Origin of the sequence: Bacterioplanoides sp. (genome assembly GCF_965226395.1) — a bacterium.
Taxonomy (GTDB): domain Bacteria; phylum Pseudomonadota; class Gammaproteobacteria; order Pseudomonadales; family Oceanobacteraceae; genus Bacterioplanoides.
Window position 1 is genome coordinate 3,444,136 of the sequence record NZ_OZ245358.1, and the last position, 15,667, is coordinate 3,459,802.

At 50.7% G+C, this 15,667-nt stretch carries 15 protein-coding genes; 13 read left to right on the forward strand and 2 right to left on the reverse strand.

Going from position 1 to position 15,667, the window contains the following annotated elements:
• Positions 1-18 precede the first annotated feature (18 nt).
• The 11 genes from ACO05E_RS15755 to ACO05E_RS15805 all read left to right on the forward strand — a co-directional run bounded on the left by ACO05E_RS15755 (position 19) and on the right by ACO05E_RS15805 (position 12,218).
• The gene (locus ACO05E_RS15755; RefSeq protein ID WP_419810440.1) at positions 19-699 is read left to right on the forward strand and encodes a phosphoribosylanthranilate isomerase; all 681 of its coding nucleotides are present in this window, start codon (positions 19-21) and stop codon (positions 697-699) included.
• Entirely contained in the window at positions 662-1,891 is a 1,230-nt protein-coding gene (gene trpB / locus ACO05E_RS15760) for a tryptophan synthase subunit beta (RefSeq protein ID WP_419810441.1), read from the forward strand. Before ACO05E_RS15755 ends, trpB begins: the two co-directional genes overlap by 38 nt.
• Before the next feature lie 11 nt (positions 1,892-1,902).
• A complete protein-coding gene (gene trpA / locus ACO05E_RS15765; protein WP_419810442.1) occupies positions 1,903-2,706 on the forward strand; it encodes a tryptophan synthase subunit alpha in 804 nt (267 codons plus the stop codon).
• Between the two features lie 35 nt (positions 2,707-2,741).
• Positions 2,742-3,995, forward strand: coding sequence for a bifunctional folylpolyglutamate synthase/dihydrofolate synthase (locus tag ACO05E_RS15770; RefSeq protein WP_419810443.1), 1,254 nt, complete (start codon positions 2,742-2,744; stop codon positions 3,993-3,995).
• Positions 3,996-3,999: 4 nt separating this feature from the next.
• The gene (locus ACO05E_RS15775) at positions 4,000-4,554 is read left to right on the forward strand and encodes an SPOR domain-containing protein (RefSeq protein WP_419810444.1); all 555 of its coding nucleotides are present in this window, start codon (positions 4,000-4,002) and stop codon (positions 4,552-4,554) included.
• A 152-nt stretch (positions 4,555-4,706) separates the two neighbouring features.
• Positions 4,707-5,201, forward strand: a complete 495-nt coding sequence (locus ACO05E_RS15780) for a CvpA family protein (RefSeq protein ID WP_419810445.1) — start codon at positions 4,707-4,709, stop codon at positions 5,199-5,201.
• Between the two features lie 33 nt (positions 5,202-5,234).
• The gene (gene purF, locus ACO05E_RS15785; RefSeq protein WP_419810446.1) at positions 5,235-6,755 is read left to right on the forward strand and encodes an amidophosphoribosyltransferase; all 1,521 of its coding nucleotides are present in this window, start codon (positions 5,235-5,237) and stop codon (positions 6,753-6,755) included.
• Between the two features lie 31 nt (positions 6,756-6,786).
• Entirely contained in the window at positions 6,787-8,001 is a 1,215-nt protein-coding gene (locus tag ACO05E_RS15790; protein ID WP_419810447.1) for an O-succinylhomoserine sulfhydrylase, read from the forward strand.
• Between the two features lie 261 nt (positions 8,002-8,262).
• Positions 8,263-9,201, forward strand: a complete 939-nt coding sequence (locus ACO05E_RS15795) for an AAA family ATPase (RefSeq protein ID WP_419810448.1) — start codon at positions 8,263-8,265, stop codon at positions 9,199-9,201.
• 6 nt (positions 9,202-9,207) lie between these two features.
• Positions 9,208-10,221, forward strand: coding sequence for a DUF58 domain-containing protein (locus ACO05E_RS15800; protein WP_419810449.1), 1,014 nt, complete (start codon positions 9,208-9,210; stop codon positions 10,219-10,221).
• Positions 10,218-12,218 carry a transglutaminaseTgpA domain-containing protein gene (locus ACO05E_RS15805; RefSeq protein ID WP_419810450.1) on the forward strand — a complete coding sequence of 667 codons (2,001 nt, stop codon included), beginning with the start codon at positions 10,218-10,220 and terminating at the stop codon, positions 12,216-12,218. Before ACO05E_RS15800 ends, ACO05E_RS15805 begins: the two co-directional genes overlap by 4 nt.
• Positions 12,219-12,249: 31 nt before the next feature.
• Here ACO05E_RS15805 and ACO05E_RS15810 read toward each other — a convergent pair whose 3' ends face one another.
• Together ACO05E_RS15810 and ACO05E_RS15815 are read right to left on the reverse strand one after the other, a co-directional pair.
• Positions 12,250-12,777 carry a type II secretion system protein gene (locus tag ACO05E_RS15810; protein WP_419810451.1) on the reverse strand — a complete coding sequence of 176 codons (528 nt, stop codon included), beginning with the start codon at positions 12,775-12,777 and terminating at the stop codon, positions 12,250-12,252.
• A gap of 67 nt (positions 12,778-12,844) precedes the next feature.
• On the reverse strand, positions 12,845-13,513 hold the full coding sequence (locus tag ACO05E_RS15815) for a DUF6436 domain-containing protein (RefSeq protein ID WP_419810452.1): 669 nt from the start codon (positions 13,511-13,513) through the stop codon (positions 12,845-12,847).
• 59 nt (positions 13,514-13,572) lie between these two features.
• Between ACO05E_RS15815 and ACO05E_RS15820 the strand changes: the two genes are divergently transcribed.
• A complete protein-coding gene (locus ACO05E_RS15820; RefSeq protein WP_419810453.1) occupies positions 13,573-14,406 on the forward strand; it encodes a thioredoxin family protein in 834 nt (277 codons plus the stop codon).
• 162 nt (positions 14,407-14,568) lie between these two features.
• Positions 14,569-15,606 (forward strand): NADP(H)-dependent aldo-keto reductase, encoded by a 1,038-nt coding sequence (locus tag ACO05E_RS15825; protein WP_419810454.1) that lies wholly within the window; start codon positions 14,569-14,571, stop codon positions 15,604-15,606.
• Positions 15,607-15,667 lie beyond the last annotated feature (61 nt).

The following is a 15,667-nucleotide window of genomic DNA, read 5'->3' on the forward strand; positions in this document are numbered from 1 at the left end:
TGATGTTCCTATTCTCTTATGTCTTTTCGCACCCGAACTAAAATCTGCGGCCTGACCCGGGCAGAAGACGCACTGGCAGCGGTTGATGCTGGTGCTGATGCTCTGGGTCTGGTGTTTTATCCTCCCAGCCCGCGCGCAGTCACCATTGAGCAGGCCGCCGAGGTTGTCGCTGATGTACCGGCCTTTGTTTCTGTTACCGCGTTATTTGTAAATCCAACAGTAGAACAGGTGCAATCTGTTCTGGATGCCGTTAGAATTGATTTACTTCAATTTCATGGTGATGAAGACGAGGCCTTCTGTGCTCAATTCAACCGTCCCTACATTAAAGCCATCCGGGTCCGGCAAGCGTCGGATGTGGTGGCGTCTTGCGTGCGCTTCCCAAGCGCCCTGGCTGTTCTGCTAGACAGCTATAAGCCTGGCGTTCCAGGCGGAACCGGAGAAACCTTCGATTGGTCGCTGGTTCCACAATCTGACGATTTAAAACCCATTATTCTTGCTGGCGGTTTAAACCCCAATAATGTTGCCTTTGCCATTGAGCAGGTTAAGCCCTTCGCCGTTGATATCAGTGGTGGTGTGGAAGCGACACTGGATGGCGTTGAACAAAAAGGCGTTAAAGACCCCGGCAAAATAAACGCATTTTTAGATGAGGTGTATCGTGTCGATGCAAACACCAGAAAAATCAGCAGCAACAAACATTGATTTAACTCTGCCGGATGAGCGTGGTCACTTTGGTATTCATGGTGGTCGTTTCGTTTCCGAAACCCTGACCAGCGCTCTGGATGAGTTAAACAGCACGTATGAAAAGCTACGTAACGACCCTGAGTTTCAGGCTGCGTTTGACTCTGACTTAGCGCACTATGTGGGCCGTCCATCGCCACTGTACTTTGCTGAGCGTCTGACTCAGGAGTGTGGTGGTGCCAAAATTTACCTGAAGCGTGAAGATCTGAACCACACTGGCGCACATAAAGTTAACAACACCATTGGTCAGGCGTTGCTGGCTAAGTTTATGGGCAAGAAGAAGATCATTGCCGAAACGGGTGCAGGCCAACATGGCGTGGCATCGGCAACGGTTGCTGCGCGCTTTGGTCTGGAATGTCGCGTATTTATGGGTTCTACCGACGTTGAGCGTCAGAAGTTGAATGTGTATCGCATGAAACTGTTGGGTGCCGAAGTGGAAGCGGTTGAATCCGGTACGAAAACCCTGAAAGACGCCATGAACGAAGCCATGCGCCATTGGGTAACCCATGTTGACGATACTTTCTATGTCATTGGCACCGCAGCAGGCCCACACCCGTACCCAATGCTGGTGCGTGATTTCCAGAGCGTGATTGGTCGTGAATGTATTCGCCAGTGTGACGAACAGTTGGGTCGTCAACCGGATGCGCTGGTGGCGTGTGTCGGTGGTGGCTCTAATGCGATTGGTTTATTCCACCCATATCTGGGTTACGAAGACGTTGCTATGTACGGCGTAGAAGCCGGCGGTTTAGGCCTGGATGGCGATGATCATGCGGCACCTTTGTGTAAAGGTCGCCCGGGGGTATTACACGGCAACCGTACTTACCTGATGGAAGACGATAACGGTCAGATCATGGGGACACACTCAATTTCGGCTGGCCTGGATTACCCAGGTGTTGGCCCTGAGCATTCCTGGTTGAAAGACGTGGAGCGCGCCAACTATGTGGCTGCAACTGATGCCGAAGCACTGGATGGTTTTTATAAGCTGACCCAGTTGGAAGGTATTATGCCTGCGCTGGAGTCCTCCCATGCCGTTGCCTACGCCATGAAGTTGGCTGCGACTATGGATAAAGATCAGGTGATTGTTGTGAACCTGTCGGGTCGCGGTGACAAAGATATTCATACTATTGCATCGCTTGATGGCATTACCGCTTAAGGAAATAAAAAATGAGCCGTATTACAACTGTTCTTAACGCGTTAAAAGAACAAAACCGCCAGGCGCTGATTCCGTACATCACCGCCGGTGATCCAACCAAAGAAGCGACGGTTCCAATGATGCACGCTTTGGTTGAAGCCGGTTGTGACATTATTGAACTGGGCGTACCGTTTTCTGACCCAATGGCTGATGGCCCGACCATTCAGCTGGCATGTGAGCGCGCCCTGGAGCACAACACCTCATTAACGGATGTACTGACGATGGTAGCCGAGTTCCGCCAGAACGACGCTGATACCGCAGTCGTGCTGATGGGGTATCTGAACCCGGTTGAAGCCATGGGCTACGAAACTTTCGTAAACCGTGCGGTCGAAGCCGGTGTCGATGGCGTGCTGTTGGTGGACCTGCCACCAGAAGAAGCCACCGAAGTGGAAGACATCTTCAAAGCCAAAGATCTGGATATGGTGTATCTGATTGCACCAACCACGACTGATGCGCGTATCGAAAAAATCGGTCAGTCCGGCAGTGGTTATGTGTACTACGTCTCTCTGAAAGGAGTGACGGGTTCTAAAGCTCTGGATGTCGACGATGTGGCCCGCAACCTGGAGCGTATTCGTAAGCACGTTTCTGTGCCTGTTGGTGTTGGCTTTGGTATCACGAATGGCGAAACGGCCGCTCAGGTAGCGAAAGTTGCTGATGGTGTGATTGTGGGGAGTGCGATTGTAAATCGTATTGCCGCTAATGCCGATAATCCAGCGCAGGCGCAAGCCGAAGTGAGCGAATTGATGCGTGAAATGCGTACCGCAATGGATCAATAGCGCTTTAGCAGTCTGTTAGGTTTGTAGATATAACGATGACAAAAACTGTAAATCAGTGGCTTGAGTACCTTGAGTCACTGCATCCCAGTGAAATTGAACTGGGGCTGGATCGTATCAAAGGTGTTGGTGAGCAATTAAATTGCCTGAAACCTGCGCCTTTGGTGATTCTGGTTGCCGGAACCAATGGTAAAGGCACAACCTCAGCGTTATTAGCAAACTTGCTAATGGCCCAGGGGATGACCGCTGGGGTGTACAGTTCGCCGCATATTCAGCGTTACAACGAACGGGTTCAGATTAATGGTGAGCAAATCTCCGATAACGATCTGATTCGTTCGTTTGAGCTGGTAGAGCAGCAGCGTGGCGACACCGGCTTAACCTACTTCGAGTTTGGTACGCTGGCGGCGTTGGTGTATTTCCAGTCACAACCGCTTGATGCTTGTGTGCTGGAGATTGGTTTGGGCGGCCGCTTGGATGCAGTGAATATCGTTGATGCCGATATCTCACTGGTGACGTCTATTGGTCTGGATCATCAGGACTGGCTGGGCGATACCGTTGAACAGATTGCCTTTGAGAAGTGTGGTGTAGCCCGCTCCGGTAAATATCTGGTGTGTGGTCAGCCGAATCCCCCTGATACGGCGCAGCAACAAACCGAATCGTTAGGCGGGCAGTGGTGCGCACGCGGGCGACACTTCGATATTGTTGAAGAGCACGACGAACTACTGCTGAGTTTTATGACGCCTGAAGGGCAGGCCGAATGGAATCTGCCAAAAGCCAGTATTCCTTATCATAATGTCGCCACCGCCATTCAGGCCTTGTCATTGCTGGGTCGCTTGCCTAATCGAGCCATTGTGGCTGATGTGGTAGCAAGAACGTCAGTTGCTGGTCGGTTACAGCAGGTCACGGTGCCAGTAACCGGTGGAGAACTCAAGCTGACACTGGATGTGGCTCATAATCAGCAAGCAGCGGGTTATATTGCCGAGCGTTTGGGCCCGGTGAATGGTGCCATTATTGGTATGCTCGAAGGCAAGCCAGTGGCTGAGCTACTCCATACATTGCCCGATATGCCGCAGTACTGGCTGGCCGGGTTGGATTGCTGGCGTGGTTTATCGGCTGCTCAGTTGGTTGAGCAGGCGGGCGAATTATCAGCGCCAGTGACTCAGTTCGATCAGGTTGCCGATGCACTTGAGCAGCTGCTGCAGCAAGATAATCTGGCGGGTCAGCACTGGCTGGTTGCCGGATCTTTCTATACCGTAGAAGCCGCCTTAAATTATTTGCAACAGCAGGATTAACACCATGGAACAGCACCTGAAAAAGCGGATTCTCGGCGCCTTTGTCACGGTGGTGGCATTGGCGGTGGCAATGCCAGTGGTGCTGGACGGTTCGCGTAGTCAGATTCAATTGCGTTCTGATATTCCGGCTCAGCCTGAAATGGAGCCCTGGCAACCATTAGAAAATGAGCGCCGGGTGCGTATTGAACTGGAGGATCTGGCCGCAGGTAAAACTCAGGAGGCGGTCACTCTGCCTGAAGTGCGCGCCGTTAAGCAGGATGACCCGGCCGCTCCTCGCACCAAAGGCGATCGTGCTGCGTTGGATGATCAAAAACAGGCGTATGCCTGGTCGGTTCAGTTGGGCGCTTTTGAAAAGCGTACCAATGCTCATGCTCTGCGGGATCAACTGCGTGCCAAAGGTTATAAAGCCTATGTTCAGGAGTTTGCCACCGAAGGGCTGACCCGGGTATACGTTGGCCCGGAATTACAACGCAGTAAAATAGAATCGATTCAGAAACAGTTATCGGCTGAGCTGAAACAAGACGACTTTCATATTAAGCGCTTTAAAGCCGAATCCTGACCATTCGGTTGATAGGTGCTTGTCAGAATGCAAGTAAATTCTTGCCTGAAAAGCGATATTTTCTCTGGCTTACCCCCTGATTTCTGGTTCCTTCGTCTGTAACGACTTTGTTATACTTCGCGCCTTCGCAACGTGTCTGAGGCACAGCTTAAATGGCAGTTATCGATTGGGTGATCCTGGCTGTTCTGATCATCTCCAGCTTAATCAGCTTAAAACGTGGCTTTGTTAAGGAAGCATTATCCTTAGCCAGCTGGGTAATAGCCTTTGTTGTTGCACGTCTTTTCAGTGGCAATCTCGCGACCTTATTAGAAGGGAGTATTGATACCAACTCTCTGCGCTGGATTGTATCTTTCGCTATTCTGTTTGCTGGCACTCTGGTGATTGGTGCCATGATTAACCACCTGCTGGGTGAAGTCGTACGACTCACTGGTCTGGGCGGTACCGATCGTATCTTTGGTATGGTGTTTGGCTTTGTTCGTGGCCTGGTGATTCTGGTTGCGGCGGTTTATGGCCTGCAATACACCCTGGTTCCGGATGATGTCTGGTGGAAGGAATCGACCCTGATTCCACACCTGGAATCCGTTGCCGACTGGGCGCGTAAAACGCTGCCCGGAGCCACCGATCGACTGATGTCATTTTCTTTCTAAAATTAATAACAGCTTGTTTGAGGTTAGACGCGCATGTGCGGAATAGTGGGTATCGTTGCTAAAACCCATGTAAACCAGGTGATCTATGATGCCCTGACAGTTTTACAGCACCGTGGACAAGATGCCGCCGGTATCGTGACCAGTCATGAAGGTAAACTCTACCTGAGAAAAGATAACGGCCTGGCCAGTGATGTGTTTCGTACCCGTCATATGCAGCGCCTGATTGGTCAGATGGGCATCGGCCATGTGCGTTACCCAACGGCTGGCTCATCCAGTTCGGCCGAAGCACAACCGTTTTATGTGAACTCGCCTTACGGTATTACTCTGGCGCACAACGGTAACCTGACCAACACCGCAGAACTGGCGGAAGACATTTATCGCGCTGACTTGCGTCATGTGAACACGACCTCGGATTCAGAAGTACTGCTGAACGTGCTGGCTCACGAGTTACAGCGTCAGAATCAGCTGAAGCCAACTCCAGACATGATTTTTGAAGCGGTAAGCCGGGTTCATAAGCGTGTTCGTGGTGGTTATGCCGTTGTTGCTATGATCAGTGGCTACGGCATTATTGCTTTCCGTGACCCGAACGGTATTCGTCCGGCTATTTATGGCAGCCGCGAAACGGAGCGGGGCACTGAGTATATGGTCGCGTCTGAATCGGTTGCTCTGGATGCTGCCGGATTCAAAATTGAACGTGATATTGCCCCGGGTGAAGCGGTGGTGATTACCGAACAAGGTGAATTGTTTACCCAACAATGCGCCGAAAATACCCAGCTGGTGCCATGTGTTTTTGAACACGTGTACTTTGCCCGTCCAGACTCCATTATTGATGGCATGTCCGTGTATAAAGCGCGCTTACATATGGGTGAAAAACTGGCAGAGCGTATTATGCGTGAGCGCCCGGATCACGATATTGATGTGGTGATCCCGATCCCGGATACCAGCCGTTCGTCGGCGCTGGAACTGGCCAATCGTTTGGGTGTGAAGTTCCGCGAAGGTTTTATGAAAAACCGCTACATTGGCCGTACCTTTATTATGCCGGGGCAACAGCAGCGTAAAAAATCGGTTAAACAAAAACTGAATGCGCTGGAGCTGGAATTCCGCGGGAAAAATGTTTTGCTGGTGGATGACTCGATTGTTCGTGGTACCACTTGCGAGCAGATTATTGAAATGGCCCGTGAAGCCGGTGCCAAAAATGTGTATTTTGCCTCAGCCGCTCCGGCAGTACGTTATCCCAATGTATATGGCATTGATATGCCAGCCAAAGAAGAGTTTATTGCTCATGATCGCAGCACCGAAGAAGTTGCCGCGGCGATTGGTGCAGACTGGTTAATTTATCAGGATCTGAATGATCTGGTGGATGCCTGTATCGAAGGCAGTAATACCGACGCTAAGCAATTTGATTGCTCTGTATTTAACGGTGAATACATCACTGGCGATATTGATGAACATTATTTTGCCCGTTTACAGGCGTTGCGTAATGATGCGTCTAAAGTTAAGCGTGAAACGGTTGAAAATGTCGCCATTGATCTGCATAACGAATCACAGTCCTGAAGACTGAAACACTAGTATTAGCAAAAAAGATATGACCGATTTTTCTGAATTTAATGCGCGTTACCAGTCGGATTTAACCGACGCAGAATTTGAAACCCTGGCAGTGCGCGCAGGACAGGTGCGCACGCCTGAATGTGAGCACAGCGAAGCCATCTTCCCGACCAGTAGTTATGTTTTTAACTCGGCAGCGGAAGCGGCAGCACGTTTTGCCGGAGAAGCGGCGGGTAACGTTTATTCGCGTTATACCAACCCAACGGTTCGTACGTTTGAAGAACGTTTAGCGGCACTGGAAGGTGGAGAAGCCTGTGCGGCGACGGCATCGGGTATGGCGGCTATTTATGCCGTGTGTATGGCGCATTTACAGGCGGGTGATCATTTAGTCTCATCGCGCAGTGTGTTTGGCAGCACCAATGTGTTGTTTGAAAAATTCCTGAAAAAATTTGGTATCGAAATCAGCTACGTTGATTTGCTCGATATTAATGACTGGAAAAATGCATTGCAGGACAACACCAAGTTGTTTTTCCTGGAATCGCCTTCCAATCCGGTCATTGAAATTGCTGATATTCCAGCCATTGCTGATCTCGCCCATCAGAACGATGTCTTATTGGTGGTCGACAATTGTTTTTGTACACCGGCCATTCAGCAGCCATTAAAACTGGGTGCCGATTTAGTGGTGCATTCTGCCACCAAATATATTGATGGCCAGGGCCGTTGTGTGGGTGGTGCAGTGGTTGGTTCGTTTGAACTCATTGAACCGGTGATTGGTGTATTGCGTTCTGCCGGGCCTACCATGAGTCCATTTAATGCCTGGGTTTTTACCAAGGGGCTGGAGACTCTGGCATTACGAATGAAAGCGCATACTGAAAATGCGCTGGCGCTGGCCGAGTGGTTAGAGCAGCAACCGAATGTCACTAAGGTGAATTATTGTGGCCTGCCATCGCATCCACAATATCAGCTTGCACAACAGCAGCAATCCATGTTTGGTGGTGTGTTGTCGTTTGAAGTGAAAGGTGGACGGGAAGGTGCCTGGAAGGTTGTTGATGCCACTCGTATGATTTCGATTACTGCCAACCTGGGTGATGCGAAAACTACTATTACGCATCCGGCCACTACAACTCACGGTCGTTTGACCGATGAAGAACGTGATCGCGCTGGTATTTCTCAGGGGTTATTACGCATTGCGGTCGGCTTGGAAAGTGTTGCTGATATTCAGAAAGATATTGCCGCTGGATTAAGCGCGCTGTAAGCAGTCTGCTGTTTTTCGGCCTTTTTAAGTTCGCTTTTTAAGGCCACGTTTTTAAGCCCGCTGATATCCTATCGGCGGGCTTTATTTTTTATGGCAGCCGCTAAAAAATATGACGACCGCTAGATATGACGGCCTGCTCAGATTGACAGTCCCTGACTTTTCAATGGAACCCGGCTCACCTATTCTTGTCTATCACTGCAGCTCAATTTGTAAACTAATACCGCAAACCCATAACGCAAACCAATCATAATAAGGTAACCCATGTCTCAAGCCATCGACCAAGCCGCCATTCAGCAGGCGCTGTCGCAACTGGAACAGGTTGTATTAGGTAAAGAAAATCAGTTGAAGCTGGCTCTGGCGTGTTTGTTAGCCAAAGGGCATTTATTAATTGAAGACTTGCCCGGCATGGGGAAAACCACCTTGTCACATGCATTAGCCAGTGTGTTAGGACTGCAATATAACCGGGTTCAGTTCACCAGTGATTTATTGCCAGCAGATGTTTTAGGCGTCAGCATTTTTGAAAAAGAACCGGGCAGTGACTTAGGGCGTTTTCGTTTTCATCCGGGGCCGGTCTTTTCACAGTTGCTGTTAGCCGATGAAATTAACCGCGCAACGCCTAAGGCACAAAGTGCGTTATTAGAAGCGATGGAAGAAGGGCAGGTGACGGTTGAAGGCGAAACCCGCCCGTTGCCCGAACCTTTCTTTGTGATTGCCACTCAGAACCCGGTATCGCAATCCGGTACCTTCCCCCTACCTGAGTCTCAGCTGGACCGTTTTCTGATGCGTATTCAACTGGGTTATCCGCACGAAAAAGCCGAACGTGAACTGCTGGAAGGCAAAGATCGCCGTGCCATGGCAAACAGCCTGCAATCAGCGATTTCTCCACAACAATTGCAGCAACTGCAACAACAGGCGAATGAGGTAAAAGCCTCGTCTTCATTATTGGATTATGTGCAGCGTATTATTGCTTTTACCCGCTATGAGGGAGGCTATCAGTACGGCTTATCTCCACGTGGAGCGCTGGCGTTATTGCGCAGCGCCAAGGCCTGGGCACTGATTCACGGGCGTTCTCATCTGGTTCCTGAAGATGTTCAGGCAGTGCTGCCGTCGGTGGTTGATCATCGTCTGGCAGAAGCGGCTGATGGTGGTGCGCACAGTGTGTCTCAACAGGTTTTAAACTCTGTACCGGTGTTGGTGTAGCGTGCTATGAAGCTACCGGTTCCCGAGCGCTGGCGACAGCGTTGGCGTGAGTGGCTGGATCGCCGTATTCCACCATCGAAGCAGATTGAGCTGTCGCATCGTTCTATTTTTATCATTCCGAATCGCACCGGGCTGCTGTTTACCGCTGCTTTGCTGATTATGTTGATGACTGCTATCAACTATCAGAACAGCCTGATTTATGCCTTAACCTTCTGGTTGTTCAGTGTGGCTCTGGCAGCGATGAATTTCACCTATCGTAATTTATCCGGCCTGACCATTGCCGCAGGCCATGCCTATCCGGTATTTGCCGGAGAGGTGATCGAATTACCGCTGCGTTTATTAGCCACCGAAAAAAAAGCACACGAATCATTGGATGTTGGTTTTCCCGATTACCCGGAGGTCAGTGTTGATGTGGAAAAAGGCGACAGCGAGCAGATTGGCTTAAGTTTTCGCACTCAACAACGTGGCTGGCTGAACCCAGGACGCTTGCGTATGGAAACCCGATTCCCGGTAGGCATGTACACGGCCTGGACCTGGATCAGCCTTGACTACTCGGTGTTGGTGTATCCCAAACCCGAATGGGTGCCTTTTATTTTTGCGGCCGGAGAGGGCGGCGAAGAACTTGAGGGGGCGCCATCGCGGGAGTCCGGTAATCAGGACTTTCATGGATTGCGGCCTTATCAACCGGGGGATTCCTTAAAGCAGATCGCCTGGAAACAATTAGCGCGTGGCAAAGGGCTAGTGACCAAAGAATTCGACAGTAATCAGGGCGCAACCTGTTGGCTGGATTGGGATGTGCTGGCACCGGCCAGTATCGAAACACGCCTTTCCCGGCTAACTGGCTGGGTGTTGCAGGCACAACAAAACGGCTGGAAATACGGCCTACGCCTGCCTGGCACAGAAATCCAACCCGCCAACAGTGAAATCCATAAAGAACAGTGTTTGCAGGCGCTGGCAACTTACGGTTTACCGAACGATTCGCTTGTAGGCTCTTCATCAGTAGCAGGTGCGTCATCATGAGTGCTGTACAAATTCCACGGGTGGCGCTGATCTGGATGTTGCTGGCGGTGGCGGGCAGTTTAGTGCTGCATAGTCATCACTTGCCGGTCTGGATGTGGCTGGTGGTGGCGGTGATCTTTGGCTGGCGCTGGTTGGTGTATCAGGGGCGCTTATCGTATCCCGGCAAAATCGCCAAAGCCATTTTAGTGCTTGGAGCCACGGCAGCGGTGGTGCTGTCGTTTGATAAACAGTTTTCGCTGGAAAGTGCCTCCGCCTTTTTAGTGGCGGCCTGCATCCTGAAATTGCTGGAGATGAAGGCGTTACGCGATGGTCATATCGTGGTGTTTCTCAGTTATTTTTTGCTGGCGGTTGGTTTCCTGTTTGACCAGAGCATTCTGGCGGGCGTGGCCGGCGTGTTGGGCGTTTGGTTAATCACCACGGCATTGATTGCTCTGCACCAGAATCGCCGTCGCCAGTTTGGCTGGCAATCCGCACGTTTGTCAGGTGGCATTCTGCTGACGTCGTTGCCTTTTATGCTGGTGATTTATCTGATCTTTCCGCGTCTTGGGCCGCTCTGGAGTGTGGGGCTGCAATCCAGCTCAGCCAAAACCGGATTATCAGAACGTATGTCCCCGGGTGACATCGCCAATCTGAGTCAGTCGGATGAACTGGCATTTCGGGTGTCCTTTGCCGACGATCAGGTGCCTCAACGTAGCGAGCTTTATTGGCGGGCATTGATTCTGGATAACTACGACGGCCGTAGTTGGCAACCGGGTGCGGATGTGGGTGTGCAATGGGCGCCGCGTAGCTGGCAACCACCGGAAAATGCTGAAGGTGTACTGGAGTACGAAATTATTCAGGAAGCGACCGATCAGAAATGGCTGTTTGCCTTACGTGGTGTGGCGGCGCTGGAGTCTGGCACGGGTATGACGATTGATGATCGCCTGATCCATCGTCGGGACGTACACCAGCGCATTCGCTATCGGGCGAAGTCCTGGCCAACCGTGACATTGGATGAAAACGGTTTGTCGAAGCTGGAACGCTGGCGCTATACCCAATTACCCCAAACCGGTAATGAACGAACGCGACAGTGGGCGCAGCAATTACGTGCGACTCTGCCTGATGACGAACAATTTATTCAGACCATTTGGCGGCAGTTCCGTGAGCAGGAATATTTTTACACCCTGAAACCTCCGGTATTGGCCGATAACGATATCGATGCCTTTTTGTTTGATACGCGCCGTGGTTTTTGTGCTCATTATTCGGGGGCACTGACGTTTGCGGCCAGGGCAGCCGGTATTCCAGCGCGTGTGGTAGCCGGCTATCAGGGTGGCGAATGGAATGCAGAGGAAAAGTATCTGTCGGTGCGACAATACGATGCGCATGCCTGGGTGGAAGTCTGGTTGCAAGGCAAAGGCTGGGTGCGGGTTGATCCGACGGCGGCTGTCTCTCCTGCAAGAATTGAGTTGGGCTTAGAGCAGGCAGTTCAGGAAGAGGGAACCTTTCTGGAAGAGCAGTTATTTTCTGCCCATAAACTTAAGTCAGTGAACTGGCTTAACCAGCTGCGCTTACAAATGGACAGCATCAATTATTACTGGCAAAGCTGGGTGCTGTCTTATGATAACCAGCGCCAGAAGCAGTTATTCCAGAACTGGCTGGGTGTGCAGTCTTACGAAAAAATTCTGTATGGCTTTGGTCTGGCATTTTCCGGCTTCTTCCTGTTGGCTGCTGCCTTTGTATGGTGGAATCAGCGGCCCAAATACCGCTCGGCCGAATTAAAAGCCTGGCATTTATTGCAGCAAAAAGCTGAAGTACTGGGCATTGAAGCGCAAACCGGAGAAACGCCATCGCAATACTTAGCTCGATTGGGCAAAGCCTTTCCTAAACTGGCAGACTCCGTTCGCTCGTTGGATGTGATGATGATGCAAGCCTTGTATGCCGAACCGGAGCGTTATACCGCTCAGCAGCAGAAGGTAATTGCCCGGACAATTAATCGTTTACGCAGACAGCTGCGTTAACTGGCCTTGCTGGCCCTGGCTGCCAGGTAAGTCAGCAGCCCGATAATTCGATAATGATCTCGGGCGCCAATGCTACGGTGACGTGGGTTTTGTAGGTCACATAACAGTTGGTTGCCAGTACGTCGGCCGCACTGGGTGACGTATTGGTGAGTTTGTTGGTCAGGTATAAGCCGCGGGAAATCTGGTTGGCTGCCGTACGGTCGTTGAACACGGTGGCGAATACATAATCGTCACTGATGTCTGTGATCTCTAAAATTTCCGGGATGCCATCACTATCGCCGAATGAAATGCCCAACGGGTAGCCCTGATCAAAGAACACTCCCTGATAGGTAAAGCCGTTATTGGTTCCACCAGGCTCAATCATGGCTTTTGAATGATACAAGCTGGCCGATGATTGTAATCCACCTTTCAGTGCTTCGGTTGAGGCGCGATCGGCATCGGATGAAAACTCGATAAACTCGGGTAATACAAAGGCTGACAGCGTACTCAGAATCACAATCACAACAACCAGCTCAATCAGAGTAAAGCCGCTATTGTTGCGCTGCCGGATACGATTCATGCTGACCTCAGATATTGATAATAACTTTCTTATAAACTAGGTCAGAATGGCTGAAACGCAAGATTGTTTAATGGGCGGCAGGATTCCAGGCACAAAAGCAGCCGTCGCCAGCAACATTCATAAAGGGACCATAAGGTCCTTGTTGCAGGTTGCGAATAATATTCGGGAAAAAATCATCGTTGGCGACTGTACACAAAGCGCCAAAGCCATAAGCACCGAAATAGCCCATCTCGTACTGATTTTCGACCTTGTTAAACAATGCTAATCCGGGGCTGGCCGACAGAGGTAAGGTTTCTGGCGATAACTGCAATAATGACATGCGTTCACCGTTCAAACGGCGAAACTCTGCAATCTGCTCAGCACGGGTTCGGGTTGAAGTGATCACCACGACGCTGAGCTCAGAAGCATCAAATTGCTGCAAAATGCCATCAAAATGCCGCTGACTGACCTGATTACAAAGGCAATCCGGGTTCCAGAAATGAAACAAAACCACATCGGCGCTGTTTTGCGGTAATTGCTCTAACGCTGCCTGAAACAAGGGCTCAACTTGCGCCGCCTGCCACATGCGTGGGTCGTCATCAGTGTTGATAAAGGGGCGGATGGTTTGCTGCTGAAACCACCATAATCCCAGCAGAGTAGCGCTTAGCCAGACAAGGATAATGCTGCCTAACAGGATGTTTTTTTTCGTCCCGCTGGGCGCTTCAGAGTGTGTCACACGATTGGATGTTTTATTCATGGCCGCAGTATACTCTGCCACCACTTTTATCGGCCATATCAATCAATCGGAATTTTGTCTTGAATCATCCGCAAGCAGATAGAAACTTACCCTGGTTGAGCCAGCCAATGGTGCTGGTGGATTTCTGGGCACCGTCTTGTGCTCCTTGTCTGGCAATGATGCCGCTATTAGAAAAAATAGCGCAGCAAACGCCCGAGTTGATGTTGTGTAAAGTGAATGCCGATGAACAAATCGATCTGGCAGAGCACTATCGTATTCAGACACTGCCAACCTTGCTGTTATTTCGCCAGGGGGAAGAAGTTGGGCGCTTAACCGGCGTGGTGGGGGAGTCGCAAATTAAACAGTTTTTGGCACAAAGTCGTGATCAGCAAATCACTGCCCTGATGGAGCAACTACAGCAGTGGCGTAAGCAGCAGCCAAATAACAGGTTATCGTCATCGGCTTTTCCGCAGCACCGTAAACAGCTGGAGCAGCATCTTGAATCGTTGGAGCGATACCTGGATCAGTTTCCGGATGATGAGGATGTCCGTGCGTTGCTGATTCATGTGTACCTGGATGCCAGAAAGTCAGAAACCTCAGCCGAGCAAAAAGCCTGCTGGCAGAGAAAAATTGAACAGCTACAACAGGTCAGTAACTTTGATTGGTTGCGAGGCCCGGGTATTCAGCAGGCGTGTGCCAGAGCTGCGGTGGTACTTTCTGGCTTATTTGATCAATCGCCGGTGAATCACTGGGTTCAGGCTGAGCAATACGATCAGGCGGCTACTGAATTGTTGGCCTTATTGCAGCATCAGCCTGACTCTTTGGAGTTGCGACAGCAATTTATTCAGCTACTTGATTTAATACCCGACCGGTCAATGGCCAATCAATTACGTCGGCAGTTGCATGCCCATTAAAACTCAAGCCACTAAAACTACAGCCATTTTAGATGCCAGTGTTGCACTGGCTGAACATTGTTATGCTTCGACAGTGGTTCCGTCATACCCTGAAAGCGTCATAATCAGGCGCGTTAAATCATGACAACCCTATCTCTGAAAAACATTATTTGAGGTAAGCCAATGGAAACCCGTTTATTGGGCAATACCCAGCTGCAGGTCAGTAAAATCTGTTTAGGTACCATGACCTGGGGGGAGCAGAACAGCGAAGCCGAAGCACATCAGCAAATGGACTACGCGCTGGCTCAGGGCATTAATTTCTTTGATGTGGCCGAGATGTATCCGGTTCCACCACGCCCGGAAACTCAGGGAACGACCGAGCGTTATATTGGCAGCTGGTTTCAGAAAACCGGTAATCGCAGCCAGGTGATTCTGGCAACCAAAGTGACCGGCCCAGCTGACTGGCTGGCGCATGTGCGTGGCGGCCCACAATTAACCCGTGAGCACATTTTTGAAGCGGTGGACGCCAGTCTGGATCGTTTAAAAACCGATTATATCGACCTGTATCAGGTGCATTGGCCAGCGCGCAGCACCAACTTTTTTGGCCAGCTGGGCTACCAGCATCAGGACGATGCCGACGCAACGCCATTAGAAGAAACTCTGGCGGCCCTGAATGAGCTGATTCAGCAAGGTAAGATTCGCCATTATGGCCTGTCGAATGAAACTGCCTGGGGCGCGATGAAAGTGGTGCAGATTGCCGATGCCAATGGCTGGCCGCGCCCGGTGTCGATTCAGAACCCTTACAATCTACTGAACCGCAGTTACGAAGTGGGCCTGGCAGAAGTATCCCACCGTGAAAATATGGGCTTGCTGGCGTATTCACCACTGGCGTTTGGTGTGTTGAGTGGTAAATATCTGAATGATCAGAAGCCGGATAATGCTCGCTTAACCCTGTTTGATCGCTTTACTCGTTATTTAGGCGAACAGGCTGAGGCCGCTACGCAGGATTATTGTGATTTGGCGGCAGAGTTGAAGTTAACACCCGCTAAGATGGCGCAGGCATTTGTGACCGAGCGTAGCTTTGTTACGGCCAATATTATTGGTGCCACCACCATGGCGCAGCTGCAAGAGAATATCGACAGTGCTCAGGTGATTCTCGATAGCGAAGCGCTGGCAAAAATTGATGCCATTCACGCGCGTATCTCGAACCCATGTCCGTAATTTAAACCCTGTGCCCGTAATAAAGCTGTTGTAATTACGTTGTGAGAGCCGCGTTAGCGGC